The sequence below is a fragment of the Aliishimia ponticola genome (assembly GCF_004803475.1).
GTDB classification, from domain to species: Bacteria; Pseudomonadota; Alphaproteobacteria; order Rhodobacterales; family Rhodobacteraceae; genus Aliishimia; species Aliishimia ponticola.
In genome coordinates, this window is record NZ_SRKY01000001.1 from 748531 (window position 1) to 773433 (window position 24903).

The window sequence follows — 24903 nt, forward strand, 5'->3', positions numbered from 1 at the left end:
CGAAATCCCAAAGGCGGGTGCATTACGTCGACATTCCACAAACCTTCCGGCCAAGTTCTCTACGGTTTCGAACCGGACTGGGAAGCAGCTCTGAGTTGGCTTGACGCTGCGAAGTTGATTTATGCGAACCCGGAAGGTGGTGCCTGATGCTGACCTTTCTAATCATAATGGGGCTGCCTTTCAAAACAGCCGCTCCGATTACCGCCGCGTTCTATAGCGTCATTGCGTCCCTTATCCTCTCGGGGGGCAACTATGAATAATCTGCAAATCCGCTTTCTAATGCACGCTCACGGGCTGACGGAAGCACAGGCAAACCTCATTGCAGCCTTGATCTGGGGAAGCACCCAATGACCGACGCACGCGAGATTACCCGCTCACTAGGCGGGCGCTGGTATCGCAGGTACGGCTCCGCGCCCTGCCCCATTTGCCAGACCGAACGGCGCAAGCAACAGAACGCCCTGACCTTGTCGGACGCACCGGGCGGGCGATTGCTGGCCCATTGTAAAAAGAACCACTGCGCCTTCACGGATATCCTGGCCGCGCTGGGCTTGGCGCGCGGGGACTACCGCGCACCCGATGCTGTGGAAGTGGCACAGCGCGAAGCAGAGCGCCGCGCCGAGGATGCAAAACGCGCGGCACAGGCGCAGCAATGCTGGCAAGAGGCTGGCCCGATTACCGGAACAGTTGCGGAAACCTATCTGCGCGGGCGGAAGATCAGCTGCGAATTGCCAGACTCCCTGCGTTTTCATCCAAACGCATGGCATAGACCAAGCGCAAAGCGTCATCCAGCGATGGTGGCGCTTGTGGACGGCGCGCGGGGCTTTGCGGTGCATCGAACCTTTCTGCTGCCTGATGGCACAGGCAAGGCGCGCATTGATCCGGCAAAGATGATGCTGGGGAACGTCGCAGGCGGCGCTGTGCGACTCACTAAGGCGCATGGGCCGCTTGTAGTGGCCGAGGGAGTGGAAACAGCCCTGTCGCTTTCCTGCGGGTTTCTGCGCGCTCCTGCGACGATCTGGGCCGCACTATCCACTTCCGGGTTAAGGGGGCTGTGCTTACCCCCGGAACCTTCACGGCTGACCATCGCACCAGACGGCGACCCGGAAGGCCGCGCAGCGGCGCATAATCTTGCAACGCGGGCAAGCGCGCTGGGCTGGCAAGTGTCCTTGCTGCCCGCCCCCGATGGCCGCGATTGGAATGATATACTGACAATGAAGGGTCGCGCGACATGAACGCTTTTGATCCCGAGCCTTTTATCCCCGAAGACCCGCAACCGTTGGTACGTGAGACACCGCAGGGCGCAGATTACCCTGTGCACGCCCTAGGGCCGCTTACCGGGGCTGTGCAGGCGGTTCAGGCCATCGCCCAAGCCCCTGTCGCGATCCCTGCAGCAAGCGCGCTGTCTGTGGCTTCCCTAGCCGTTCAGGGCTTTGCCAATGTCGAAACCCTGGGCGGGTTTCGCCCCGTTTCTCTAAACGCGTTGACCATTGCGCAAAGTGGGGAACGTAAATCTAGCTGTGATGCGCTTTTGATGGCCGCACTGCGCGATCACGAACGGGAACAAGCTTCTGTCCAGCGCGAAGCAGTGGAAAGTTGGCGGAACGCCCATGCGCTCTGGAAAGGTGACCGAGACCACATTCTCTCCCAAGCGAAGACTGGCAAAGGTGAAAAGCGAACCGCCGCGCAAGCCGATTTGGATGCGCTAAAGGAACCCGTCGCACCCCCGTCGGCTGACCGTACGGTGACGGAACCCACATTCGAAGGGCTGACGCGGCTCTTTGCCGAGGGGCAACCGTCTCTCGGCATATTCTCAGACGAAGGCGGCCAATTCCTTGGCGGCCATGCCATGAACAGCGACAATCGGCAAAAGACCTTGGCGGCACTGAACGATCTTTGGCAGGGCAATCCCATTCGGCGCACGCGAGCCGGTGATGGGCAAACCACCATGTATGGGCGACGACTGGCCGTTCACCTTATGGTGCAGCCGGGCGTGGCACGGTCTTTCATGGCAGACCCAATGGCGGTTGATACAGGGTTTCTTCCCCGTTTTCTCATCTGCGAACCAATGACGACAATCGGCACACGACTGTATTGCGACGTGCAGCCTGACAGTCGCGGGCTTACCGCCTATTCAAATCGACTACGCGCAATCCTCGATAGCGCTCTTCCGATGGACGATGACACTCGCGCTCTGGTCCCACGTGAATTGCCGCTATCGCCAGACTCAAAAGCCTTGCTGATCAAGTATCACGACGCTGTTGAACTAGCACAGGCAAAAGGCGGCGATCTTGCGCATATGACAGGCTTTGCGAGCAAAGCGGCGGAACAGGCAGCGCGCATTGCAGGAGTGCTGACCCTATGGAGCGACCTAAACGCCACTCATGTTACTGCAAAGGAAATGGGCCACGGTATTGAACTGGCTCGGTTTTACCTGTCCGAGGCTGTGAGACTGGCAGATGCAGCAACGGTCAGCGCTGAAATCAGCCGCGCCGAAAAGCTGCGCAATTGGTTGCTGGACACTTGGAATCACGACGAAATCATGCCGCGAGACGTAGCCCAGCACGCGCCGATCCGCGCGTTACGCGAGACCAAAGCCGCAAAGGCCGCGATCTCGATACTACAAAACCATGGTTGGCTTCACCTACTAGAACCGGGAACCGTTATTCGGGGAAGCCCGCGCAAAGAAGCCTACCGTATTGTGAGGCCGCGCCATGCTGTTTGATCATCATCCAGCGGCACCCAGCCAAGACACCCGACGAGGTAGCACAAGTCGCACAAGTAGCACGCCACCAGAGGCACCGAAACGGAAAGCAGGAGATTGGCATGACTAAGCCTGACCGAACAGCCATGAAGCCGAGGCACCGCGACCCGCCGGGACTAAATGCCACTTTCAACGAAGACGGAAAATGCGACGTCGACTTCATCGGAGACTGGGGGAACCTCAAAAATGCGTACCAGCACACGCCAATAATTACTGGCGTAGTTAGTCAAATCGCAGCCTTGGGTTCGCAGGGAAAGCAGATTGATGAAGGGGCTGCGAACTTCGCGCTGAGTTTCGTGGATGCCATGGACCCACAAGACCCAGCAGAGGTGCTCTTGTTGACGCAGATGGCGGCAACTCACCAAGCTACCATGATGCTGGCCCGGCGGCTAAATCACGTGGACAACATCCCGCAACAAGATTCCGCCGAACGCGCCTTGAACAAGCTGGCCCGCACCTATGCAGCACAAATGGATACCCTCAAGAAGTATCGCACCAAAGGCCAACAGGTAGTGCGCGTCGAACGCGTCACGGTTGAAGATGGCGGGCAAGCTATCGTTGGCGCTGTTGATGCTGGGGGGCGGTCCGATGGTAAAATGTGACGCTAACCCCATGCACCGTGTTATTCGTACTTTTATGTGCCAGCTGCGAGGATCAAATGAAACCACTTCTTATACTACTCTCTCTTTGCTGTATTTTCCCCCCAAATAAGGCCACCGCTCAACAGATTTCAGGCAACGACCTATATACAACGTGCACATCTGATAATTCAGTTATGCTGGGCTTCTGCATTGGCTATATAATCGGAAACCTCGAAGGCCAGAACTGGGGCGCATTTCTCTTCTCCAAGTCGGCTGGTGAAGACTTAAGTACAGATGAGTTCAACCAAGCCGCCAATCGCGCCTTCTACCATTGTGTACCCTCAAGCGCTTCGAACGAACAACTACGCGACGTAGTTACGAGCTATTTGCAGAACAATCCTGCCACTAGGCATGAATCAGCGCGCTATCTTACGTGGCAGGCGTATCAAGAGGCATTCCCTTGCGACGAGGCCACAAAATGAGAAACACGAGCCACATGAACTCGGCACCTCGTTGCACCGCTCGTTCAAAGCGAACTGGGAAACCTTGCCGCGCACCTGCAGTTCGTGGTTGGAGTGTATGTAGAATGCACGGTGCACGCGGCGGTGCGAAACCCGGCAAGGATCACCCGGCGTATAAGCACGGGCTGCGTGGCACAGAATGGACAAACCTCCGAAAAGCCCTGAACGCCATCACCCGGGACGCACTTACGTCAACAAGGCTGATCGATGGACAGTAAACTGAACGACTTGAACCGGTGAACTCGCGATTTGTCCAAATGCTCGTTGAGCGCAGGATAGCGACTTTTGCACAACCTATAGCCACAAGCATAAATTTAAGCCGCTACACTTTATAGCCACCGACAGTCTGTGTTCTCAATTGGCCTCAGGTAACCCAATGGCCTTGAATACCGCTCCACATACCGGCGTTGTAAGGGCGCGAAACCTGTCAATGTCGAATTCTCGGATGCAAGCTTCTGTCAAGGCCTCAGTATAAGCGCGCTCCCGTTCTTGCTGTTTCTCTTTGATTAGCTGCGCCCGGCGCTCGAACTCCGCAGCAAGTTCTGGCGAATGATATCTCCCACCTTCAAACACAAACTCGGTTTGGTAGGTCTCTTCTAGGCAACGTTTTCCCTTGGCTTTGTTCTCCGGACCGAGGTGGAAACGACTCCTCTGAGCCAGTTCCTCTGCATAGATTTCTGCGTCCTCGTCTTTGTCGAGAGTTTCGACGCACACTTTTACCAACTCAGAATGGGACAAGTCCGAAATCGAGGTCTCAGCTAGGGTGAATGAGGCGCTATAAAATACAGCCAGTGCGGCAGCTGAAATGGTTCTCATACAATATTTCCTCCTTCTCTGCGTCTGATAGTAAGACCTGTTTGGGTCCGAATTCCAAGGAACGTTTCGGGCTGGCTGCTGACCTTGGGACGATGCGGATAAGCACTTAGCCGCTCAGCACGCGAGTTCGCACAGCTTCTGGACGTGCAATGAGGCTGGGCTTAACGTCGTTCAAATGAACCAAAGACGTCCGACCTGGACCCGTGATGAACTCATATTGGCGCTTGTCGCACTGCAAAAACACTAGAATGGCGTTGAAGTGAAAAAAATCCTAGGTGCTTTCATAACAAGAGCCGGTGAGCTTGCTATAGTAAATCCCAACATTGCGGTAAGTGGGTCAGTGTTTCCATTAGAAGGCGTTATCTGTAGCAAAGAAGGTAGTACTCGGCCGTGTAAGTGGACCACACATGGCGAAGCGTCTATCACGGTAACACATCCGGACGATTTACTCGATGAAGCCGAGTATCCCCCAGAGTGGTTTTCGGTAAGATAATATGCGTTATTTGATCTCAGTTTTTTCCATTTGGCTGGCCGTGCCCGCCATCGCTCAATCTCTGCATGTTAGGGATGCAGACACAATCGTAGTGGATGGAACACCTGTGCGCCTCAATGGCGTGGATGCGCCGGAACTTGGCACGCAGTCTGGGCAGAATGCAAAGCGCTGGATGGTCAACTACCTACGAGGCAAGTCAATCACTTGCGAACTGAACGGCGACCGCACGCATGATCGTTGGGTGGGTGTTTGTTTCGCTGATGGTCAGGACATTGGCGCAGCGGTCATAGCTGCCGGTCATGCCTTGGACTGTGCTAGGTTCTCTGGCGGGCGCTATGCGAGACTTGAAACACCTGCCGCACGTTCACGTTTGCGAAGAGCAAGATACTGCTGATACCTAGTCTCAGTCCTCCGGGAACTTGTAATTATCGTCCGTAGGACTTGAAGCGATGAAGCGGTTGGACTTCTGCCCAATAAGCCGATCTATAAAAGCTATCTCTTCCTTGCGGTCTGCCTTGAGCTGTTGTCGGCGCAACCGTTGTGCTTCTGTCCTTGCCCGCTTCTTCTTGGGTTTCTTTTTCTCAGCCTGTGGCCGCAACTCATCGAGGGCTTCCTTCAAGACAATTTCCCACGGTTTGGGCATGTGAGACTCCGCACATCAGCTTTACAAAGAACTAGTATAAACACCTTACGTCCGTTGTGTAGTTATACGTAAGCCTGCATTTGCGTACTTACGCAAGTGCGTAGCTATGAACTTATGCGTTTGCGGTTTGGGGCATTTGCGGTATCCCAAATATAATGGAACAGGCGACTATGAACTGGGCGAGAGGTCTATTCAGACTGTGGTTGGTGTTGTCCGTTTTTTGGATAGCAACATTGGCAGTCGCTATGAGACCAGACCTACAGTGGAGCCAATACACTGAAAGTTACGCGCAAGCTGAAGAATTGGCCCGGGACCTGAGAGAAGGCGTTACGGCTGAAAGTCTGACAGAAGCACAAGCGGAAGCGGTACTACGGGCGAAGGAAGAATTGTTCCTGCGTACTGACAAGAAGGTTCAAAGTAGCTGGTCAACTATCACGGCCTTCTTGGCCATTGGCCCAGGGGTTGCCGCTGGTTTGTTTGTGATTGGGTTTTCTCTGCTTTGGGCGTTTCGTGGTTTTCGAGGTCAATCGAAATGAAAACAATTCTAGTAGCCGCTCGAAAATGGGGCCGGGAAAACCACCTTGGCCTACAATGATACTGTGGGAAGGCAAACGCCCTACGCCGCGCAAATGTGGGGGATCAAATGGGGGACACGCTCAAAACGTTTGAAAAAACACAAGTATTATCAAAACCCAAGACTAGGTTTGTGGCGGAGAGGAAGGGATTCGAACCCTCGAGACGGTTCCCCGCCTACACACTTTCCAGGCGTGCGCCTTCGACCACTCGGCCACCTCTCCGCCGGCGGGTATATGAAATTCCGCTGGGGGGATGCAAGGCCGAATGTGTTAATATGTTAAATGGTTTGTCGAAAATTTTAGTTCAGCCATACGCGCGTTGTGGCAGGAACTCGAAATGATCGTTGAAACCGGACGAGGCTGGCGCGGATTTTGCGGCGAACCGGCCCGGCAAGGCCCGTTCCAGCACGCTGAGCGGGATCGCATCCACGGCTTCGTTCGAATGATCTGGCGCTTTTGCAAGAACCGGGCGCATCACGTTTGAGCGGCGCTCCACTTGCGGATGCTCCATTTGCGGGCGTTCGATCTGGGCACGCTCCGGCATGGGACGGTCCATGGCGGGTTTCGGCGCGCTTTGTTCCGGCGCGGGCCGCTTGGGCGCGGCGGATGTCACTGTTACAGGGCGGCTTGGGCGCACCGGCGCAGCAGCGGTCGCGGCGACAGGTTCTGGCTTGGGCCGGTTGTGGCGCGTTGCAAAACGGCTGAAGGGCGCGGTTTCTGCCTCTTGGCCTGCATCCCGGTCACGCGCCTCATCGGCGGCAGGGTCGCGGCGATCCATGACCATCTGATTTGCGTCAGACCGATGCGGCGCAGACTGTGCCAAAAGGATATCTTCGCGCACATGCGTCGTTGCGAAACGCGACAAGGGTTCGTTTTCCTGCATCCCGTAAGACGCATTCGACTTCAGCATACGGCTCAAAAACGATCCCGGCATTTCGCACTCCCGCTTCACCACGTTGATGTGGACTGATTGTAATTCTTCACAACTGGTCCGAGTTAAGGCGGCGAAATGGGCAAGAAGCGGCGCAGTAAAGCGGCACTTTCAGAACGTTTTTGTGGCGAGATTAAGACTCCAGTTCGACGTAGACGCGCCGGTTCTGGCGCCCTTTCTTCTGGATCTTGCCCAGCTTGATCGCGCCGATCTCGCCGGTGCGGGCCACATGGGTGCCGCCACAGGGCTGCAAATCCATCGTCTCCACCCCCTGCCCGATCCGCACCAGCCGAATCCGTCCGGTTCCGCGCGGCGGCTGAACCGACATGGTCTTCACAAGGCCCGGATTGGCATCGAGTTCGGCATCGGTGATCCATTCATCGGACACCGGCGCATCGGTGGCGACCAGTTCGCTTAACGCCTCTTCAATCGCGTCGCGGTTTTCCGGTGCATCCGGCATGTTGAAATCAAGCCGCCCGCGCCCCGCACTGATCGCGCCGCCGGTCACGGCGAAAGGCACCACGACCGACAAAAGATGCAGCGCGGTATGCACCCGCATGTGTTTGTGCCGCCGGTCCCAATCGAGGGTCTGCGTCACTTCTTGGCCCAGATCGGGCAGCTCGCGCGGCTCTGCCGGAACCAGAACGATCTGATCGCCGTCGCCCTTGATCGCCGTTGCAATCGTCAGCGCGCCCCCATCCCAGGTGATGCTGCCGGAATCGCCCGGCTGACCGCCGCCAGTGGGATAGAAAACGCTTTGGTCAAGGATCAGACCGCCCTCGCCCGTGATCGCGGTGACCCGGCCGGGTGCGGTCCGCAAGTATGGATCGTCGCGAAAGAGCATTACGGTCATTTGTCGGAATCCTCGCCCGGGCCAGCGCTATCGGGGTGAAACTCGCGCACATCTTCGCTGGGTTGCGGCTGCGCGCCCGTGGGCGGTGCTTCTTCCGGGGCGTCTTGCGGCGTATTCTCGCCCCGCAGCGCTTCGGCATTGCGCAGCCACAGATCCTGTTGCGGGAACGGAATCTCGATCCCTTCCTTCGCGAACCGCTCTGCGATCTGGTGATTCAGTTCCGTGCGCACGCCAAGCCCGAACCCGATATCGCGCAGGATGACCCGCACTTCGAAGTCGAGCGATGACGCACCGAACGCGGTGAAGATGATAGAGGGCGCAGGATTCAGCAGCACCATCGGATGCGCTTCGGCGATCTCGCGCAAGATCGACTCGACCCGCCGGGTATCGGTGCCATAGGCAACCCCAACGGGCAGAATGATCCGCCCCACCGTATTGCCGCGCGTGTAGTTGGTAACCGTTCCGCTGACCAGGTCGGCATTGGGGACGATCACGTCAGAGCGGTCAAAGGTCTGAATCCGGGTGGAGCGCACGGAAATCTTAGACACCGTCCCGTGCTGGCCGCCGACCTCGATCCAGTCGCCCTCACTGATCGGACGTTCGATCAGCAGGATGATCCCGGACACGAAGTTGGAGACGATGTTCTGCAGACCGAAACCGATACCGACGGACAGCGCACCAGCGACCAGCGCCAGAGAGCTAAGATCAATCCCGGCCGCCGTAATCGCGATGACCGCCGCAAGGAAAATCCCCACATAGCCAAGGCCAGACACCAGCGCATTCTGCGCGCCCGTGTCGATCCGGGTCTTCGGCAGGACAGAGGTTTTCAGCGCATTCTGCAGCAGCCGCGTCAGCAAGTAACCGGCGGCGAACAGCACTGCAAAGGTGACGAAATCGATGGGCGAGATGGTCGTTTCCCCAACGGTGAAACCGCCAAGGAACGCGGTCCACAGCTCTGTCAGGTCCGCCACCCGCGCGCCCCAGATCAATGCCAGCAGCGGCGCCGCGATCACGACAAGTGCCAGCCCCATCAGAACAGCCACAAGACTGTCACGCGCCGCCTGCCCCTGCCCGGTAATCAGCCCGTAAACATCGCTGAAGAAGCGTTGCAGCGTCACCACGAAGCCCAGCACGCCCAACGTGGCGATCATCGGAAAGAGCAGCGCAGAACTGACAGAACCATAGCCAATCGCCGCCATAACCGGCGACACGACCGCGGCCACCTGCGCGGAGAGCCCGCCAATACGCACCAGCCGCGCAAGGCCCTGGCCACTGCCCGGCCCTGTATCGGCTTCTTCTTCGTCATCCCCTGCTTCCAGCCGGTAGCTGCGCAGAATATGCCCGAAGCGGTACAGGATCAGGCCCAGCACCACCAACAAGGGGAACTGGATCACGGCCTCCGACGAGCGGTCGAATTCGGAGATCTGGAACATCAGGTCCATCAGCCCCCAAAGCACCACCAGCAAAGCAATTACGTTGACGTAAAAGCGTGCCTCGGTCCGGCGTTCTTGCGGCAATTGGATCAGCGCGTCGTCCTCATTGCGCGAGAACAGTTGTTCCGCCAGCCAACGGTGGCCCAACACCACGAAGGCCATTTCGGGCAGTACATCAAGGATCGCGGTGCCGCGTGTGCCCACAAGACCCGTCGCGGTCAGCGCCTCTTTCAACGCATAGATACCGGCCAGCGGCAGCGCGATACGCAAAAGCGAGATGACGAAGCTCCAGACGCCGGAACCGGCGCCGCCGAACTGACGCAGATAATTGCCAAGGCGCGTGGACCAGCGCCGCCCACGGGCCAGCAGGATCGTCGCGACCGCCATCAACAGCAGAACCAACGGCAGTTGTTCCTGCGCCGCGGCCAGTTTGTCCTCGTCCTGCAAGACCCGCGCTTCGGTGGCGACATCGCTCACCGCCTCGCCCAGATCCTTGAGCGTGCCCGGCCATAGCACCGGGTTCAGCGGCGACGGCCCCAATGACAGCAGGCGTTCGGTCTGCCGTTCCCGGATGATGTCGTCGATCTCGCCTATCAGACCATCGGCGCGGGTATAGGCCTCTTCCGCCGTTTGCACCGGCGCCAGAAGCTCGGACAGTTGCCGGTTCAGTTCCGCCCGGCGCGCGGTGATATCGGTGGGTTCATCCCCATCCTCGGGCGCCTCGCCAAGCGCCGCGATCTGCGCCCGCAGCGTTGAAATACGGTCAGCGTTGGCCTTGCGTGCCTGATCGAATTCCGACCGGAAGGTGACCAACTGTTCCCGCAGGCTTTCCAGTTCCTCGTTGGTATCCTCGCCGCTATCGATAGAGGCCTCGGCTTGCGACGCGACGGTTTCCCATTCGCTGTAATCCGGGGCGGTAGCACTGGAGGCCGATTGAGCAAGCGCTGCATGTGACAGGCACAGCACCAAAAGAAACGCGGCGAAGATACGACGGAACATGGTCATGGATCAGCTATCGACCTCAACGAATTGCAATGCCAGATCGGCATCCCCCTTGCCCAGCCAGTCCGGGCAAGGCAGGTCTTTTTCCTTCAGGAACGCAGGATTGAAGAGCTTTGACTGATAACGCGTGCCATAGTCGCACAGCACCGTCACGATCGTATGGCCCGGACCCATTTCCTTGGCCATGCGGATCGCACCCGCGATGTTGATGCCGGTGGACCCGCCCATGCACAGACCTTCCTCGCGCAGCAGGTCGAACACGATTGGCAGCGCTTCGGTATCAGGAACGCGGGTGACGAAATCGGGGGTGAACCCTTCAAGGTTCTTGGTGATCCGGACCTGGCCGATCCCTTCGGCGATAGAGCCGCCCTCGGTCGAAATCTCGCCCGTGGTGTAAAAGCTGTACAGCCCCGCGCCTTCCGGATCGACCAGACCGACCTTCACGCCCTTGGGTTGCAGCGCCATCGCGATGCCCGCAACGGTGCCGCCCGACCCCGCCGCGCAGATGAACCCATCCACCTTGCCGCCAGTCTGTTCCCAGATTTCCGGGCCGGTGGTTTCCACATGCGCCTGCCGGTTCGCCACATTGTCGAACTGGTTGGCCCAGATCGCGCCATTCGGCTCCGTCTTGGCAAGTTCCTCGGCCAAGCGTCTGGAATAATGTACGAAATTATTCGGGTTGCGATAGGGTTTCGCGGGCACCTGGACCAGTTCGGCCCCGGCCAGACGCAGCATGTCCTTCTTTTCTTCGGACTGGGTTTCCGGAATGACAATCACGGTGCGAAAGCCCATGGACGCGCCAACCAGCGCCAAGCCGATCCCGGTATTGCCCGCCGTCCCTTCGACAATCGTGCCGCCGGGTTTCAACGTGCCCCGCGCGATTGCGTCGCGAATGATGTAAAGCGCCGCGCGGTCTTTCACCGATTGGCCGGGGTTGAGAAACTCAGCCTTGCCGAGGATCTCGCAGCCGGTTTCTTCGCTGGCCTTGCGCAGCCGGATCAGCGGCGTGTTTCCAACCGCATCGGCGAGGTCTTGGGCAATTCGCATCACGTCTTCCTTCCTGTCTCGTTCGTCAAGGGTATCGGCGTGGGGCATACGCCTCAAGCGCTGCGCAACCGATCCCTGTGCCGCGCCAGCCAGTATCCCGCCAGCACAAGCGGCGCCACCGACAATTGCTGAGCGTCGAGCCGCGCCATGAAGTCATCGAAATCCAGCAGGTGTGAACGGATATTCTCACCCTCGGATTCCAACCCGGCAACACCGTCACTGCCATCGGGCAGATCGGCGATGCCCACATAGATGTAGAAGAAATCCGTACTTCCGCCAGGGCTGGCATAGGCTTCGGCCACCAGTTCAAGGCTTTGCAGGTCAAGCCGCGCCTCTTCCTGCGCCTCGCGCCGTGCGGCCTCTTCCGGGGTTTCCCCCGGATCGACATGGCCCGCAATGGGTTCCAGTTGCCATGCACCCGCATCGCCGCGCGCGATGGGACCAAGCCGCGCCTGTTCGACCAGCAGCACCCGGTCGCGCACCGGGTCATAGGGCAGCACAAGCGCCGCATCCATCCCGTGAAAGACCGCACGCCGCAGTGGCGGGGTCATGTCCCCATCGAAGGTTTCGGTCCGCAGCGTGAAGTCTTCAAGCGCGTAGAAATCGGCATAGGCCAGATGGCGGCTGTCAAATTCGATCCGCCCGGTGCCGCCCGTGGGCTTTTGCCCGGCCCGCAGCCGCGATCCCGCGCGTTTGCGAATGGCCGGAAACATGCGCGCCACTTCGGTTGCCGGGCGCACCCCCATATGCCGCATCACCTCGCACGCGGCCTCGACACTCAGCCCGCCCCAGTCGGCCACCCATGTATCCAGATCGAAAGGCGCGCCCGGCGGTCCGACCTGTGGCCCCGGCAAATACATCTGGGCATCGCCCGCGCTGGTGGTAACATCCACCACATCATAGCCAAAGCCGCCTTCGTAGAAATCAAGCCGCGCGCGATCCTCGGCACTTAGCCCCGACAGCAGCAGCCCCGTCGCCTGCGCATCGGGCAGCCCCAGCCGGATCATCGGATAGCTTTCGCCCGCAACCCAGGTGACCGCCGCGTGATCCAGCACCGCTGGCGTCAGTTCGTCCGCCGCAGGCCGGCGTCCCAGAACCACTTCAAGCAGGTCAAGATGGCGCAACGTGCCATACAGGAAAAGTGTCAACGCCAAGTCCGCCATGCATATTCGGTCAGGACACCAGAAACGAAGGCACCCACCGCCGCGGTTCCGATAATCGGAGCCGTCAGCAGCAGCAATCCCCATTCGGCACCGATCTCGAACACGGCGGCAATCGCATCAAACGGACCGTCATACCGGTTCTTCATCGCCAGACGGACCATTTCGTTACACGCCTGCAAGAAGAGCCCCCACAGCATCAGCAAGAACACCCCGGTAATCCCGTTGGTGATCGCAGCCGACACCCCACGCCCGGCCCGTTTGCCCATGGACACCCAGCCGACGACGATGCCGACGACAACGTTCACATAGACGAAATAACCGAAATTGGTTTCACCGACCGCTTCTTCGTAAACAGGCATGATGAGGCCCGACAAAAGAAAGGCCACAATTGCAAGGGATACGGCGGCCACAAGTCGCGCGGCGTCGGGCATATCGCTCTCCTCTCGGGCGGCCTTCTGCTAGATGGGCCGCTTGATCGTGATTTGCGTCACGTCACAATTGGCACTTTCAAAGGTCGCCGCGCAAGAGGTCAGGTAGAAATTCCACATCCGCTGGAACCTGTCATCAAAGCCCATTTCCGCGATGTGATCCCATTTTTCGTTGAACGTCTCGTGCCAGCGGCGCAGCGTGAGCGAGTAGCTTTGACCAAATTCGACAGAGCGTTCGACGCTGAGCCCGGCCTGCAAAATCTGCTCGCGCAGCGCCGTCGGGCTGGGCAGCATCCCGCCGGGGAAGATGTATTTCTGAATGAAATCAACGCCTCGGCGGTAAATCTCCCAGCGGCGATCCTGCACGGTGATGATCTGCAACGTGGCATTGGCCCCGGGTTTGAGCCGTTCTCGCACGGTTTCGAAATAGGTCGGCCAATACCGTTCGCCCACCGCTTCGAACATCTCGATCGACGCGATCCCATCATAGACGCCGCGTTCATCGCGGTAATCCTGAAGTTTGAACTCCACCTGATCCTGCAAGCCAAGCCGCGCGATACGCTCCTGCGCATAGTTGAACTGTTCCTGGCTGATGGTCAGCCCGGTGACGCGCATCCCGCGTTCCTTGGCCGCGTATTCCGCAAAGCCGCCCCAGCCGCAGCCGATTTCCAGCAGGTGATCGCCGGGCTTCGCCCCCATCTGGTCGATCATGGAGGCATATTTCGCCGTTTGCGCCTTTTCGGTGCTTTCCTGCCCGGTCTCAAACAGCGCCGACGAATAAGTCATCGTATCGTCCAGCCACAGCCCGTAGAAATCATTCCCCAGATCGTAGTGATAAGAGATATTCTTGCGCGCCTGCCGTTTGTGATTGCGTTGCAGCCAGAAGCGGAACTTCTCGAAGGCGCGCAGCACGCTTTGCCCCGGAAACCCGTCATAGATGTCGTCGTTATCGGCATGGACCAGGTCCATGAAGGCCTGCAAGTCCGGCGTGGACCACCATTGATCCAGATAGGCGTCGCAAAAGCCCAGATCCCCTTCGCGGATCAGGCGCGCAAAGATATCCGGGTTGTGGATATGCAATTCCGCCACCGGGCCGGGATTGCGCCCGCCCGCACGAAAGCGGCGCCCGTCGGCCAGCACGAAATCAAGCCGCCCGTTCTCCATGTCCTTGGCGATGCGGAACACCTGCGCGAAATAGCGCGGCAGGTCCTGCTGCCCGTCTGTTGTTGTCAGGATCGTCATTCTCAAGCCCCCGTAAGTCCCTCAAGACTAATGCGAAAGCTGTATCGGGCAAGGGCCGAGTTTCATCAGGCCGCGTTTCGGCCCAGATCGGCCATGCGCGCCAACAGCTTTTCCACCCGTTCCGCGGGCAACTCCCCCACGCCGCCGATGATCGTCTGCCTTACCGGGCCGACCCCTGTCAGCCACAGAACCGACCGGCGCAACATCCGCAGCCCGAAGGCGCCAAAGATCAGGCGATAGGCCCAGGCCGGGGCACCCATCGGCACGATCAGCCGGACAGAGCGCCCCTTCAAATGCCGTTTTACCCCTGATTTGGCGTCGATCTGAAAGGCAAAACCTTCGCGCAGAGTTTGCTCCATCCACGCCTTGAGCCGCGCAGGCATGGAACCAAGCCAAAGCGGAAAGATCAGCACGATATGCCCGGCCCAAAGCAAATCCTGCTGTGCGGCCTGCGCATATTCAGGAACCGCGCCCGATTTGAAGTCGTCCTGATTGCGCAGGAAGGCGATCTGATGTTCTGCCGGGGTTTGAATGCGCAACGCATGGCCAGCCGCGCGCGCGCCGTTTGCATACGCCTCTGCCAAAGCGTGGCACAGATGGCCCCCCGCGGGGTCGGGATGCCCCTGAATGATCAGAATGTTCATGCGCCGTCCCCCTCATGCGATCATCTCACCAAGAAAATTTCGCATGACCACCCCGCACGCACATTGCGCGAGGTCAATGACCGGCTCAGAAATCGCGGTTCTCATAGGCGTCCAGCGCCCGTTTGCGCCCCCGGTCCGCCGCAACGATCGGATCGGGATAGCTGTCACTGGCGGACATGTTCCAGCGCTTCGGGATCGCCTCGAAATAGCGCAGCGCGTCCTCATGCGGGTCGGATTTGCCTTCGGCGATCCATCGGTCCACGTAGTCCCGGTTCGGATCGAACTTTTCGCGCTGCGTTACCGGGTTGAAGACCCGGAAATACGGCGTCGCATCGGGACCGGAGCCGGAAGACCACTGCCATCCCATCGCGTTGGATGCCGGATCCCAGTCGATCAGGCAGTCCTCGAACCATTTCTGACCGATCCGCCAGTGGCACATCAGGTGCTTGGTCAGGTAAGAGGCGACGATCATCCGTGCGCGGTTGTGCATCCGCCCGGTCACGTACATCTCCCGCATCCCCGCATCGACAAAGCGGATACCGGTGCGGCCCTGCTTCCAAGCCAGCACCTCGGCCTTGCGCTCATCCTCGTTCCACGGAAAGGCATCCCAATCCGGCTTCCAGTTTTCCGAAACGATCCGCGGGGTATGGTGCATCAGGTGATAGGCGAACTCGCGCCAGATCAGTTCCTTGAGGAAGGTCTCAGCGCCGTCTTTGCCATCCTCATGGGCGCGCAGCCCCGCATGCCAACATTGATGGGGGCTGATCTCCCCCAGCGCGAGGTTTTCGGACAGACAAGAGGTGCCATCCTGATCGGGCCGGTCGCGTGAGGCGTCATACCCATCGACAATCTGTCCGACAAAGGCCCCCAGCCGCGATTGCGCGGCCTGTTCACCCAGCCGCACGAATGGGCGCACCACATCCGCGCCGCGCCGCATCGCCGCGCCAAGCCCCCAGTCTTCCAGCCGGTCGCTATCCGGCCAGCTATCGGGCGCAGGGATCGTCCCGGGCGTCGGCAGGGGCGCTTCGACCTCCCTGCCCTTCACCGTCTTCCAGAACGGCGTGAAAACCTTGTAATAACCGCCGGTCTTGGTCTGCGTGCTCCATGGTTCGAACATCAGATGGCCGCCAAAGCTCTTGGCGTCGATCCCGTCCTGCTTGAGTGCCGATTTCACATCCGTGTCACGCTCTACTGCGCCCGGATCGTATTGCCGGGTCCAATAGACGCGGGTCGCACCGGTTTCGCGGATCAGCGCGCGCAGGTTTTCAAGCGCATTGCCCCGGCGCAGGATCAGGCGACTGCCCTTGTCCTTGAGCGATGTGGCGAAATGTTTCAGCCCGAGGCCCAAGCGCCATTTCGGCGCCGCGCCAAGGTCATCGGCCAGATCATCATAGATGAACACCGGAATCACAGGCCCGCCCTCGCAGGCGGCGCTTAGCGCGGGATGGTCAGACAGCCGCAGATCGCGGCGCAGCCAAAGAAGTGTCGTCTCGGTCATAGCGTTCCAACCTAGCCCGCTGCGCGGCGGTTCAAGGCATTTCAGTCGCGTGCGGATCGATCAGGGCAAGGGCCACGCGATCAGAGCACCTTATCCAGCGCCCCGATCAGCCGCGTGACATCGTCGTGGCTGGTGTAGTGCACGAAACTCAACCGCAGGACGCCCTTGGACACATCCACGCCCATCGCGTCAAGCGGACGCCGCGCATAGAAATCGCCGCCCTCGGCCATGATCCCATGATCGGCCAGCGCCGCGGCCACCGGCCTTGCCGCGCGGCCAAGATCAAGCGCCACCGTCGGCGCGCGCCGCTCCGCCTCCACCGGTCCCAAAAGCCGCAGATCGTTGCGGTCGCTTGCCCAATCCAGAAGCGGCTGCGTCAGCGCCACCTCCTGTGCGCGCATCATATCATGGGCAGACGCGCCGCCATGATGTGCCTCTAGCGCGTCGAGGTAATCGGCCATCCCCGCGCAAGCTGCAATCTGCGCATGGTCCGGTCCGGCGGGCGTGAATTTCTTCGGCAGGCTATCGCCGTTGAACCAATGGCCCTGATTGGGCAGCAATTCCGCCAGCGGCTCGCGCACGACCATGATACCCTGATGCGGCCCATAGGTCTTGTAGGCGGAAAACAGGTAGATGTCGCAGCCCAGATCCCCGACATTGGGCAGCCCGTGCGGCGCATAGCTGACCCCGTCCACACAGACAAAGGCGCCCGCCGCATGGGCAATGGCGGTGATCTCCGGCACCGGATTGATCTCTGCCACCACGTTGGAGCAGTGCGGGAAGCACACAAGGCGCACGGATTCGTCCAGCAGATCGGCCAACGCGGCCGGGTCCAGATGCCCGGTCGCCGGATCGACTTTCCATTCGCGGATTTCGATCCCGCGCTCCGCAAGCCGCCGCCACGGGCCGGAATTGGCCTCGTGATCCTGATTGGTGACGATGATCGCCTCGCCCGGCGCCATCCATTCGGCAAAGGCCTGCGCCAGAACATAGGTGTTCTGCGTGGTGGACGGACCGAAGCTGAGCTCCTGTTCCGCCACACCAAGTCGGGCGGATAGACGGGTTCGCGCCTCGTCCATCTCTGCGCCGCCCAGCCGGCTCGCCTCATAGGCGGAATAGGGCTGCACCTTGCGCGCGCGGTAGAACCGCGTCAGCCGGTCGATCACCGGGGCGCAGGCATAGCTGCCGCCAGCGTTGCAGAAAAACGCCTGCCCCTCGAGCGAAGGTTCGGAAAAGGCAGGGAATTGAGAGCGGACGAATTCAAGATCAAGTGTCATGGCGCGCATCAGAACGCCCTGCCGCGCCAAAGGTCAAGACGGCCCCGACATGCCATCGGGGCCGCCCCTGTTTCGATCAGCGTTGCGCGCGTTCGCTCATCAACCCGCGCGTGATCGCCCAGCACATCAAAAGCAGAATGGCGGCGAAAGGCAGCCCGGTCGACAGCACCATCGCCTGCAAGGAGGCAAGCCCGCCCCCGATCAGCAATGCAATGGCCACCGCCCCTTCGAAGATGCACCAGAACACCCGCTGCGGCAGAGGCGCATCCACCTTGCCGCCCGCCGTGATCGTGTCGATCACCAGCGACCCGGAATCAGAGGATGTAACGAAGAAGACGATGACCAGAATGATGCCGATAAAGCTGGTGATGGAGGCCAACGGCAACTCCGCCAGCATCCGGAACAGCTTTAGCTCAAGCGGCGCGTTCTGCACCGATGTCACCCCGTCCTGAAGGAACTGGGTTATCGCGGTGCCGCCGAACACGCTCATCCACAAGATGCAGACGAAGGAGGGGATCAGCAGAACGCAGATGATGAACTCACGCACAGTCCGGCCCCGGCTGACGCGGGCGATGAACATGCCCACGAAAGGGGACCAACTGATCCACCACGCCCAGTAAAACGAAGTCCAGCCCTGCATGTAATTGGTATCCTCGCGGCCAAACGGCATCGACAGCGGCAGGATGTTCTGACCATAGGCCACGATACTGTCCCAAAAGAGCGCCAACAAGGCCGCCGTCGGCCCCACGATCAGCACGAACAGAAGCAGCAGAAAGGCGAGGCCCATATTGATCTCGGACAGGATTTTGACGCCGCCATCCAGCCCCCGCACCACAGAGATCAGCGCAATCGCGGTGATCCCGGTGATCAGCAGCACCTCGGACGTGGTCCCGATCGGCAATCCGAACAGGAGGTTCAGCCCTGCATTGGCCTGCGTCGCGCCATATCCCAGCGAGGTCGCAAGCCCGAACAGCGTGGCGAACACTGCAAGGATATCGATGATATGCCCGGTCCAGCCCCAGACACGCTCGCCAAAAATCGGATAGAACGCGGACCGGATCGTCAGCGGCAAACCCTTGTTATAGCTGAACAGCGCCAGTGCCAGAGCGACCACCGCATACATGCCCCACGGGTGCAGCCCCCAGTGATAGATCGTCGCCGCCATGCCCAGCCGCACCGCGCCTGCCTCATCGCCCGCCGCGCCGCCAAGCGGGGCCCAGTCGGTGCGCACGCCGCCTTCCTCGGTGACACCGCCCAGCGAGGTTCCGAAATGGCTCATCGGCTCGCTCACGCCATAGAACATCAGACCGATGCCCATACCCGCCGCGAACAACATCGCGAACCAGCCGATATAGGTATAATCGGGCCGCGCATCCGCCCCGCCCAGCCGAACGGACCCCAAGGGGCTGACGATCAGAAACAGGCAGAAGATTACAAAGATATTTCCTGCGCCCAGAAAGAACCAATCAAAGGTACTGGTCAGCCACGGCCGCAGCGCGCCAAAGACCGCCTCGGCCTGCTCCGGCAAGGCCAGCGCGTAGAACACGAAAGCCACGATGCACAGCCCCGAGATCGAGAACACCGGATTGTGCACGTCCAGCCCGAAGGGCCCGATCTGCGTTTCGATATTGTCCTGACCGATCTCGTAATCGGTGTCGATGATATCCGCCGTGCCCTCGGGCGCTGGGATGCCTTGATCTGATGTGTCGGCCATGAGGCCTCCTTTGTGTCTTGCTATTGCGCCCCGCGTTGCCGCAGGGCCGTGTCGCGGCGGGCAAGGCCGAATGACGGACGCGGCTAGGCGCGCACCAACATCACCGACACCCCGGCATGTTCCGCCAGAAAGCCACCATGCGACGCCCAGATGTAATCAGTAGCTTTCGGCAAGTGACTTTCCATCACAACCATGTCCGCCCCGATATCCCGGACTGCTTTCAACAGCACCTTGTTCAGATCGGAGGACGGATCATGGGCGATCACCGCATGATGGCCCGTCTTGATGCCTTCTAGCTCGGACTGGGCCGCCGCGAACCGCGCCAAACGCGCCGAAAACTCCGCCGGCGTATGTCCCAGCGCACCTGGCGCGGCACCAGACACCCCGACATAGGTGATCTTGCTGCCCCAGTGACGCGCAAGATCCGCAGCGCATTTCAGCGACCTACCCAACTTCTCCGCATGGGCCAGATCAACCGGGACCATGATATGGGTGAACATGCGTCTTTCCTCCTGCGTTGGACAAACCCCGACGGCGCGCAAGTTTCCCTAGCGTAACGCGGCATCGGGGCAGAACGCAAACGCCCGGCGCAGAAGAAGGATCGACGGCTAGAGCGCCCCGCGAATACGCTCCGCGATGGCCTTGATCTCGTCCATGTCGCCCATTTTCCCCGGCGGACGCAGCGCCACACCCGCATGGCGCGGCAATATGTGGAAATGCAGATGATACACCTCCTGCCCGCCCGCATCCTCACTGAATTGCTGCAACGTGATCCCCTCCGCCGACAGCCCCGTCATCGCAGCCTTGGCCACCCGGTTCGCCGTCGCCATACAGGCGGCAAGCTGCGCCGGGCTGGCATCCAGCAGGTTTCGGCACGGCGTCTTCGGGATCACAAGACAATGCCCGTCGGCACGCGGCATGATATCCATGAAACACAAGGTCTCGTCATCCTCGAACACCTTGGTCGCAGGTATTTCACCCCGCAAAATCTTGGCAAAGATGTTCTGGTCATCATAGGCCGACATCGGCGGTATCCTCCTGTTGCATATCCCTGCGCCTAGCATGAGACCTCGCCCCGTTTCCAGCTTCGCCTGTTCGAAAATACTTTCGGGGGGAAGATCGCTGCGCAGAAGCGATCAGGGGGGCAGACAGCCCCCCTTTTTGGTCTGAAAACAATGCGGCCCGAAGGGCGCACCGCTAGGCTACGCGTGTCTCAGGCATTGACGTCGACCACGACACGGCCCTTCACCTGACCCTGCAAAATGTCCGCGCCCAGCTTTGGCAGATCGGACAAGGTCGCGGGCTGCACCATCGCTTCGAGCTTATCCATCGGCAGGTCTTTCGCGATCCGCTCCCAGGCACGCAGCCGGTTCTCATAGGGCTGCATCACGCTGTCGATCCCCAGAAGGTTCACGCCCCGCAGCAAGAACGGCACCACGGTCGCCGGCAGCGCGGCACCGCCCGCCAGCCCGACCGCCGCAACGCTTGCACCGTATTTCATCTGCCCCAGCACGCGCGCCAACATGGCACCGCCCACCGCATCGACACAGCCGGCCCAGGTCTCGCTCTCCAGCGGGCGCTTCACCGTCTCGTTAAGTTCCTCGCGCGGCACGATCTGCGTCGCGCCAAGGGACTTGAGGTAGTCTGCGGTTTCCGGCCGACCGGTCACGCCTGCGACCTCATGGCCCAGATTGGCCAGAATGGCCGTCGCGACAGAGCCGACCCCGCCTGCCGCGCCCGTCACCAGCACCGGACCATCCTTGATCCCGTGATCTTCGAGCGCCATCACCGCCAGCATCGCGGTAAAGCCCGCCGTGCCCACAGCCATCGCCTGCCGCGTGTCCAGCCCATCGGGCAGTGGCACCAGCCAATCGGCTTTCACCCGCGCCTTTTGCGCATAGCCGCCCCAATGCGCTTCGCCGACGCGCCAGCCGGTCAGCACAACCTTGTCACCCGGCTTGTAGCGATCATCGTCCGACGCCTCGACCGTGCCCGCGAAATCAATCCCCGGCACATGCGGATAGTTGCGGACCAGACCACCGCCCGGCCCGATGCACAGCCCGTCCTTGTAGTTCACAGTCGAATACTCGACCGCAACGGTCACATCTGCCTCTGGCAGCCTGTCCAGTTCGATCTGCTGCACCGCGGCCGAAGTTTTGCCCGCATCGTCTTTCTCAACGATCAATGCGTTGAATGCCATGTATCTCGCTCCCTTACATTTCCGGAAATTTGCGTGGTGTTCGTTTTGTTCAGGCGGGTGATCTGCGCCGGGACGGGCGGCGCGCCCGGCGTCAGAAGCCCTCGGGCAGGAATACCAGATCGGACACCGGCGCCGTTTCGCCCGCCGCCGTCAGCATCGCGTGGATCTGACCCCGGTGATGTGTCTGGTGGTTGAAGAAATGCATGATGCATTCCGCTTTGGGCCGCGACATCTGCGCATCGGCAGTGGCTGAATACCAATGCAGATCGCCCTTCAGATCCAGATTACGCAGGGCCATCGACCAGTGGCGGATCTTGCCATCCAGATGAAACCTCTCTGCCCCCCAGACCGAGATCGTGGGGGTCATGTTGCCATGGTTCGCAGCGGGGACCTGCGGCGGCTCCACCGATGGGTCAAAGCGGCTCATCCAAAGCTTGTCCGCCCATAACAGGTGATTGAGCGTCGCAAAGATGGACCCGAAGAACGCCCCGCGATCCTGCGTTAAGGCATCTTCATCCATCGCATGAACTATGTCGGACAATTGCCTGTTCTGCCAAGCATTATAGCGCGCCATGATGCGTGTATATTCAGCGTCGATCATGATATGCCCCCGTACGCCGCGCAGGCAAGGAATGCGGCCACGCGCTGCATGGGTGCAGGCCCGAACATGGTCTTGGCTGCTGTCATCCCGTCTCCTCCGCGACTCGACGCTTGCCATCGAAACTGTCAGACAGTTAAATGTAAGACAAATGAAAAATGACACCGATACAGCGACAACGCGCCCATCCGACCTGTCGACACAGATCGCCGGGCAAATCCGCGATGCCATCATTTCGGGCGCGCTGATCGTCGATGAGCGCCTTCCCTCCGAGGCGGAATTGGCTGAGCAATTCTCCGTTTCGCGTCCCACGGTGCGCGAGGCGCTCAAACGTCTGGCGGCACAATCGCTGATCCGTACGCAGCGCGGCGCGTCGGGCGGTGCCTTCGTCAACCGCCTCAGCTTTGAAGACGCCTATCCGCAGCAGATCACCACATCGACCCTGCTGCTCAGCATGAATGACGTCAGCTTCGACACGGCCTGCGAGGCACGCTTCGCGCTGGAACGCGCCTGCACCGGGCTGGCAGCAGACCGGCGCGGGGCCGATCATCTGGATGTCATGCGCGCCGAGCTGCGCCGCCAATCGCAGACCGATCTTACGGATGAGGCCTTCTGCGCCTCTGACGTGACCTTTCACCGGGCGCTGGTCGATGCAGCGGGCAATCCGGTTCTGTCCTATCACCTCGCCGGCCCTGTCGAGGCAATGCAGCCATTGATGAACATGATCACTTTCACGGCCCGCAGCCGCGCCCGGATCGTCGCGCTGCACACCGCCATCGTCGATGCGCTTGACGCGCGGGACGCCGAAGCCTGCGACACCCATCTTCGCGCGCTGGAAACCTATACCCGCCAGCTTGCCGCCGATGTCATGGCCCGGCGGGCCCAGCAGGGCTGACCCTTGTCGCCGCGCCCATCGCCGCTATTTCCCGCCACATGACAGAGTTTATGAACATCGCCGCCAGCCTGCTGACCATTGCCTTTGGTCTGTTTGGGTTCATCGCACCGCGCTACACCGCGGAGGCGCTGGATTTGAAGCCAACCGCCAGCACCATGGGGCTGAGCGAGATGCGCGCGTCCGTCGGAGGGCTGTTCGTGGCGATGGGGCTGGCCGCACTTTGGCTGGGCGAGCCGCTGGCCTATGCCATGATCGGGTTTGCCTTTGCCGGAGCGGCCTTGGGCCGGGTGGTCAGCCTGATATTCGACGCACCGCCGCTGCGCAAACTGGCGGTTTTCGGCGGGATCGAAGCAGCGCTCGCGCTTTGGCTGATCGCCGCCAATATCTAGGCGCCCGCGAACACGCCGCCAAATTCACACCCATCTCCCATGACTTTTCGGCCCTAAACATCTGTTTTCAAGCGCTTATCTCGCCTTTTCGGGGTATAGCTTTGCAAAGCAAGGCCTTGCACATGGCCAGCGCCCCGCCTATATTCAAATCGTTCTTCGGAACTATGGACATAAACGCGCTCGTAATAAGCGGATCGGACCCGGGGGCGGTACCCGGCGGCTCCACCAACACACTCTGGCGTTTTCCTTCGTTTGGGGAAAGTCATCAGAATCGGGGGGCCGAAACAGGATCGACGGACGTCTAAAGGGGTTATGCTTTGTCTCGGCTGTCTGCCACCGTTATCGGCGAAAACAGTACAATTGCAAACGACAATCGTGCTCCGGTTGCTCTGGCTGCGTAAGCAGTTCGAGTCGAACCGACTTTAAGCCCTGACGCCTAGCCGCGTCAGGCGGGGTTCGCAGGCACCTGGCAACAGAAGCCTGCACTTCCTCCCTACATTCTGCTTAACTTAATCTTTACCCGCGTAAATCCGCGGGAAAACCGGCTGTTTTACGCCATTTATGCCCCGTTCGGGGTCGTTTGCACCGGTTTGTACATCCTGCCGAAAATTGACACGTCCACCCCCCTTTTCACGCCCGATAAATTCCGTATGCTCACACCCATATTGCGGCGGAGATGTCATGAGCGACAGCATCGAATATGGCAACCTGATGCATGAGGCCATGCGTGGCCTGATCCGGAAGGTTCTTCAGCAGGTGGCCGATAAAGGGCTGCCCGGCGCGCATCATTTTTTCATCACCTTCGATACATCGCACCCGGATGCGGAACTGGCGGATTGGTTGTCCGACAGATACCCGTCGGAGATGACGGTTGTGATGCAACATTGGTATGATGGGCTGGATGTGACCGACGAAGGGTTCTCTGTGACGCTGAATTTCGGCGACCAGCCCGAACCGCTTTATATTCCCTACGATGCGATCAAGACCTTTGTGGATCCCTCGGTGGAATTCGGCCTGCGCTTCGAGGCGCATGAAGCCGAAGATGAGGCCGTGATCAGCCCGATCGAGCCTCAAGAAGCGAACATTCCCAGCGATGACGTGGCAGAGGATGATGCATCCAAGCCTGCACGCGAGGGCGAAGTCGTGTCGCTGGACAGCTTCCGCAAGTAAGCCCGCGCCAAACTGACCCGCCTCGCGCC

The 24903-nt window shown here is 60.1% G+C and carries 26 protein-coding genes, 1 tRNA gene and 1 other RNA gene; 10 read left to right on the forward strand and 18 right to left on the reverse strand.

What is annotated here, in order from left to right:
* The first annotated feature begins 347 nt into the window (after positions 1-347).
* From E4Z66_RS03560 to E4Z66_RS19990, 4 genes are all read left to right on the forward strand, one after another.
* On the forward strand, positions 348-1232 hold the full coding sequence (locus E4Z66_RS03560) for a DUF7146 domain-containing protein (RefSeq protein ID WP_136461550.1): 885 nt from the start codon (positions 348-350) through the stop codon (positions 1230-1232).
* Positions 1229-2722, forward strand: coding sequence for a YfjI family protein (locus tag E4Z66_RS03565; protein ID WP_136461551.1), 1494 nt, complete (start codon positions 1229-1231; stop codon positions 2720-2722). Before E4Z66_RS03560 ends, E4Z66_RS03565 begins: the two co-directional genes overlap by 4 nt.
* Before the next feature lie 101 nt (positions 2723-2823).
* Positions 2824-3363: a hypothetical protein gene (locus E4Z66_RS03570; protein WP_136461552.1), complete on the forward strand. Its 540-nt coding sequence runs from the start codon at positions 2824-2826 to the stop codon at positions 3361-3363.
* A gap of 56 nt (positions 3364-3419) precedes the next feature.
* Complete coding sequence (locus tag E4Z66_RS19990; RefSeq protein WP_425456097.1) at positions 3420-3824, forward strand: Rap1a/Tai family immunity protein; 405 nt, start codon at positions 3420-3422, stop codon at positions 3822-3824.
* Between the two features lie 393 nt (positions 3825-4217).
* Here E4Z66_RS19990 and E4Z66_RS03575 read toward each other — a convergent pair whose 3' ends face one another.
* Positions 4218-4679: a hypothetical protein gene (locus E4Z66_RS03575; RefSeq protein WP_136461553.1), complete on the reverse strand. Its 462-nt coding sequence runs from the start codon at positions 4677-4679 to the stop codon at positions 4218-4220.
* 494 nt (positions 4680-5173) lie between these two features.
* Between E4Z66_RS03575 and E4Z66_RS03580 the strand changes: the two genes are divergently transcribed.
* The gene (locus E4Z66_RS03580) at positions 5174-5566 is read left to right on the forward strand and encodes a thermonuclease family protein (RefSeq protein ID WP_136461554.1); all 393 of its coding nucleotides are present in this window, start codon (positions 5174-5176) and stop codon (positions 5564-5566) included.
* A gap of 9 nt (positions 5567-5575) precedes the next feature.
* On the opposite strand, the gene E4Z66_RS03585 is transcribed toward E4Z66_RS03580, so the two are convergent.
* On the reverse strand, positions 5576-5815 hold the full coding sequence (locus E4Z66_RS03585; RefSeq protein ID WP_136461555.1) for a hypothetical protein: 240 nt from the start codon (positions 5813-5815) through the stop codon (positions 5576-5578).
* Between the two features lie 155 nt (positions 5816-5970).
* Here E4Z66_RS03585 and E4Z66_RS03590 point away from each other — a divergent pair, with 155 nt between their 5' ends.
* Complete coding sequence (locus E4Z66_RS03590; RefSeq protein ID WP_136461556.1) at positions 5971-6351, forward strand: hypothetical protein; 381 nt, start codon at positions 5971-5973, stop codon at positions 6349-6351.
* A 171-nt stretch (positions 6352-6522) separates the two neighbouring features.
* On the opposite strand, the gene E4Z66_RS03595 is transcribed toward E4Z66_RS03590, so the two are convergent.
* The 16 genes from E4Z66_RS03595 to E4Z66_RS03670 form a co-directional block, all read right to left on the reverse strand.
* Positions 6523-6612 (reverse strand) — tRNA-Ser (locus E4Z66_RS03595).
* Between the two features lie 82 nt (positions 6613-6694).
* Positions 6695-7324 (reverse strand): hypothetical protein, encoded by a 630-nt coding sequence (locus E4Z66_RS03600; RefSeq protein WP_136461557.1) that lies wholly within the window; start codon positions 7322-7324, stop codon positions 6695-6697.
* Positions 7325-7454: 130 nt separating this feature from the next.
* Entirely contained in the window at positions 7455-8174 is a 720-nt protein-coding gene (locus E4Z66_RS03605) for an alanyl-tRNA editing protein (protein ID WP_136461558.1), read from the reverse strand.
* The gene (locus E4Z66_RS03610) at positions 8171-10612 is read right to left on the reverse strand and encodes a DUF3772 domain-containing protein (RefSeq protein ID WP_136461559.1); all 2442 of its coding nucleotides are present in this window, start codon (positions 10610-10612) and stop codon (positions 8171-8173) included. The genes E4Z66_RS03605 and E4Z66_RS03610 overlap by 4 nt, the downstream gene beginning before the upstream one ends.
* Before the next feature lie 3 nt (positions 10613-10615).
* Positions 10616-11656 (reverse strand): cysteine synthase A, encoded by a 1041-nt coding sequence (locus E4Z66_RS03615; protein WP_136461560.1) that lies wholly within the window; start codon positions 11654-11656, stop codon positions 10616-10618.
* Positions 11657-11709: 53 nt separating this feature from the next.
* Positions 11710-12804, reverse strand: a complete 1095-nt coding sequence (locus E4Z66_RS03620) for an NUDIX domain-containing protein (protein ID WP_246035866.1) — start codon at positions 12802-12804, stop codon at positions 11710-11712.
* Positions 12801-13250 carry a TrgA family protein gene (locus E4Z66_RS03625; protein WP_136461562.1) on the reverse strand — a complete coding sequence of 150 codons (450 nt, stop codon included), beginning with the start codon at positions 13248-13250 and terminating at the stop codon, positions 12801-12803. The genes E4Z66_RS03620 and E4Z66_RS03625 overlap by 4 nt, the downstream gene beginning before the upstream one ends.
* Positions 13251-13277: 27 nt before the next feature.
* Positions 13278-14489 carry an SAM-dependent methyltransferase gene (locus E4Z66_RS03630; protein WP_136461563.1) on the reverse strand — a complete coding sequence of 404 codons (1212 nt, stop codon included), beginning with the start codon at positions 14487-14489 and terminating at the stop codon, positions 13278-13280.
* 65 nt (positions 14490-14554) lie between these two features.
* Positions 14555-15133, reverse strand: a complete 579-nt coding sequence (locus E4Z66_RS03635; protein WP_136461564.1) for an NAD(P)H-dependent oxidoreductase — start codon at positions 15131-15133, stop codon at positions 14555-14557.
* A gap of 85 nt (positions 15134-15218) precedes the next feature.
* The gene (locus tag E4Z66_RS03640) at positions 15219-16631 is read right to left on the reverse strand and encodes a cryptochrome/photolyase family protein (protein WP_136461565.1); all 1413 of its coding nucleotides are present in this window, start codon (positions 16629-16631) and stop codon (positions 15219-15221) included.
* An 80-nt stretch (positions 16632-16711) separates the two neighbouring features.
* Positions 16712-17908, reverse strand: coding sequence for an aminotransferase class V-fold PLP-dependent enzyme (locus E4Z66_RS03645; RefSeq protein ID WP_136461566.1), 1197 nt, complete (start codon positions 17906-17908; stop codon positions 16712-16714).
* Positions 17909-17984: 76 nt separating this feature from the next.
* Positions 17985-19622, reverse strand: a complete 1638-nt coding sequence (locus E4Z66_RS03650) for a BCCT family transporter (RefSeq protein WP_136461567.1) — start codon at positions 19620-19622, stop codon at positions 17985-17987.
* Between the two features lie 83 nt (positions 19623-19705).
* Entirely contained in the window at positions 19706-20122 is a 417-nt protein-coding gene (locus E4Z66_RS03655; protein ID WP_136461568.1) for a universal stress protein, read from the reverse strand.
* Between the two features lie 108 nt (positions 20123-20230).
* Positions 20231-20647 carry an HIT family protein gene (locus E4Z66_RS03660; RefSeq protein WP_136461569.1) on the reverse strand — a complete coding sequence of 139 codons (417 nt, stop codon included), beginning with the start codon at positions 20645-20647 and terminating at the stop codon, positions 20231-20233.
* 188 nt (positions 20648-20835) lie between these two features.
* Positions 20836-21822, reverse strand: coding sequence for an acryloyl-CoA reductase (gene acuI / locus E4Z66_RS03665; protein WP_136461570.1), 987 nt, complete (start codon positions 21820-21822; stop codon positions 20836-20838).
* 91 nt (positions 21823-21913) lie between these two features.
* On the reverse strand, positions 21914-22423 hold the full coding sequence (locus E4Z66_RS03670) for a DinB family protein (RefSeq protein ID WP_136461571.1): 510 nt from the start codon (positions 22421-22423) through the stop codon (positions 21914-21916).
* 148 nt (positions 22424-22571) lie between these two features.
* On the opposite strand from E4Z66_RS03670, the gene E4Z66_RS03675 reads away from it, so the two are divergent.
* The 4 genes from E4Z66_RS03675 (at position 22572) to E4Z66_RS03690 (ending at position 24874) form a co-directional block, all read left to right on the forward strand.
* Positions 22572-23315, forward strand: a complete 744-nt coding sequence (locus E4Z66_RS03675) for a FadR/GntR family transcriptional regulator (RefSeq protein ID WP_136461572.1) — start codon at positions 22572-22574, stop codon at positions 23313-23315.
* Between the two features lie 38 nt (positions 23316-23353).
* On the forward strand, positions 23354-23704 hold the full coding sequence (locus E4Z66_RS03680; RefSeq protein ID WP_136461573.1) for a DUF4345 family protein: 351 nt from the start codon (positions 23354-23356) through the stop codon (positions 23702-23704).
* Positions 23705-23816: 112 nt separating this feature from the next.
* Positions 23817-24191, forward strand: a transfer-messenger RNA (tmRNA) gene (gene ssrA / locus E4Z66_RS03685).
* Between the two features lie 194 nt (positions 24192-24385).
* Positions 24386-24874 (forward strand): SspB family protein, encoded by a 489-nt coding sequence (locus tag E4Z66_RS03690; protein WP_136461574.1) that lies wholly within the window; start codon positions 24386-24388, stop codon positions 24872-24874.
* Positions 24875-24903: the final 29 nt, after the last annotated feature.

Bases quoted from the DNA above. Each gene is read 5' to 3' on its own strand.
- E4Z66_RS03560 (WP_136461550.1), top strand. From the start codon at position 348: ATGACCGACGCACGCGAGATTACCCGCTCACTAGGCGGGCGCTGGTAT.
- E4Z66_RS03565 (WP_136461551.1), top strand. From the start codon at position 1,229: ATGAACGCTTTTGATCCCGAGCCTTTTATCCCCGAAGACCCGCAACCG.
- E4Z66_RS03570 (WP_136461552.1), top strand. From the start codon at position 2,824: ATGACTAAGCCTGACCGAACAGCCATGAAGCCGAGGCACCGCGACCCG.
- E4Z66_RS19990 (WP_425456097.1), top strand. From the start codon at position 3,420: ATGAAACCACTTCTTATACTACTCTCTCTTTGCTGTATTTTCCCCCCA.
- E4Z66_RS03575 (WP_136461553.1), bottom strand. From the start codon at position 4,679: ATGAGAACCATTTCAGCTGCCGCACTGGCTGTATTTTATAGCGCCTCA.
- E4Z66_RS03580 (WP_136461554.1), top strand. From the start codon at position 5,174: ATGCGTTATTTGATCTCAGTTTTTTCCATTTGGCTGGCCGTGCCCGCC.
- E4Z66_RS03585 (WP_136461555.1), bottom strand. From the start codon at position 5,815: ATGCCCAAACCGTGGGAAATTGTCTTGAAGGAAGCCCTCGATGAGTTG.
- E4Z66_RS03590 (WP_136461556.1), top strand. From the start codon at position 5,971: ATGGAACAGGCGACTATGAACTGGGCGAGAGGTCTATTCAGACTGTGG.
- E4Z66_RS03600 (WP_136461557.1), bottom strand. From the start codon at position 7,324: ATGCCGGGATCGTTTTTGAGCCGTATGCTGAAGTCGAATGCGTCTTAC.
- E4Z66_RS03605 (WP_136461558.1), bottom strand. From the start codon at position 8,174: ATGACCGTAATGCTCTTTCGCGACGATCCATACTTGCGGACCGCACCC.
- E4Z66_RS03610 (WP_136461559.1), bottom strand. From the start codon at position 10,612: ATGACCATGTTCCGTCGTATCTTCGCCGCGTTTCTTTTGGTGCTGTGC.
- E4Z66_RS03615 (WP_136461560.1), bottom strand. From the start codon at position 11,656: ATGCGAATTGCCCAAGACCTCGCCGATGCGGTTGGAAACACGCCGCTG.
- E4Z66_RS03625 (WP_136461562.1), bottom strand. From the start codon at position 13,250: ATGCCCGACGCCGCGCGACTTGTGGCCGCCGTATCCCTTGCAATTGTG.
- E4Z66_RS03630 (WP_136461563.1), bottom strand. From the start codon at position 14,489: ATGACGATCCTGACAACAACAGACGGGCAGCAGGACCTGCCGCGCTAT.
- E4Z66_RS03635 (WP_136461564.1), bottom strand. From the start codon at position 15,133: ATGAACATTCTGATCATTCAGGGGCATCCCGACCCCGCGGGGGGCCAT.
- E4Z66_RS03640 (WP_136461565.1), bottom strand. From the start codon at position 16,631: ATGACCGAGACGACACTTCTTTGGCTGCGCCGCGATCTGCGGCTGTCT.
- E4Z66_RS03645 (WP_136461566.1), bottom strand. From the start codon at position 17,908: ATGACACTTGATCTTGAATTCGTCCGCTCTCAATTCCCTGCCTTTTCC.
- E4Z66_RS03650 (WP_136461567.1), bottom strand. From the start codon at position 19,622: ATGGCCGACACATCAGATCAAGGCATCCCAGCGCCCGAGGGCACGGCG.
- E4Z66_RS03655 (WP_136461568.1), bottom strand. From the start codon at position 20,122: ATGTTCACCCATATCATGGTCCCGGTTGATCTGGCCCATGCGGAGAAG.
- E4Z66_RS03660 (WP_136461569.1), bottom strand. From the start codon at position 20,647: ATGTCGGCCTATGATGACCAGAACATCTTTGCCAAGATTTTGCGGGGT.
- acuI (WP_136461570.1), bottom strand. From the start codon at position 21,822: ATGGCATTCAACGCATTGATCGTTGAGAAAGACGATGCGGGCAAAACT.
- E4Z66_RS03670 (WP_136461571.1), bottom strand. From the start codon at position 22,423: ATGATCGACGCTGAATATACACGCATCATGGCGCGCTATAATGCTTGG.
- E4Z66_RS03675 (WP_136461572.1), top strand. From the start codon at position 22,572: ATGAAAAATGACACCGATACAGCGACAACGCGCCCATCCGACCTGTCG.
- E4Z66_RS03680 (WP_136461573.1), top strand. From the start codon at position 23,354: ATGACAGAGTTTATGAACATCGCCGCCAGCCTGCTGACCATTGCCTTT.
- E4Z66_RS03690 (WP_136461574.1), top strand. From the start codon at position 24,386: ATGAGCGACAGCATCGAATATGGCAACCTGATGCATGAGGCCATGCGT.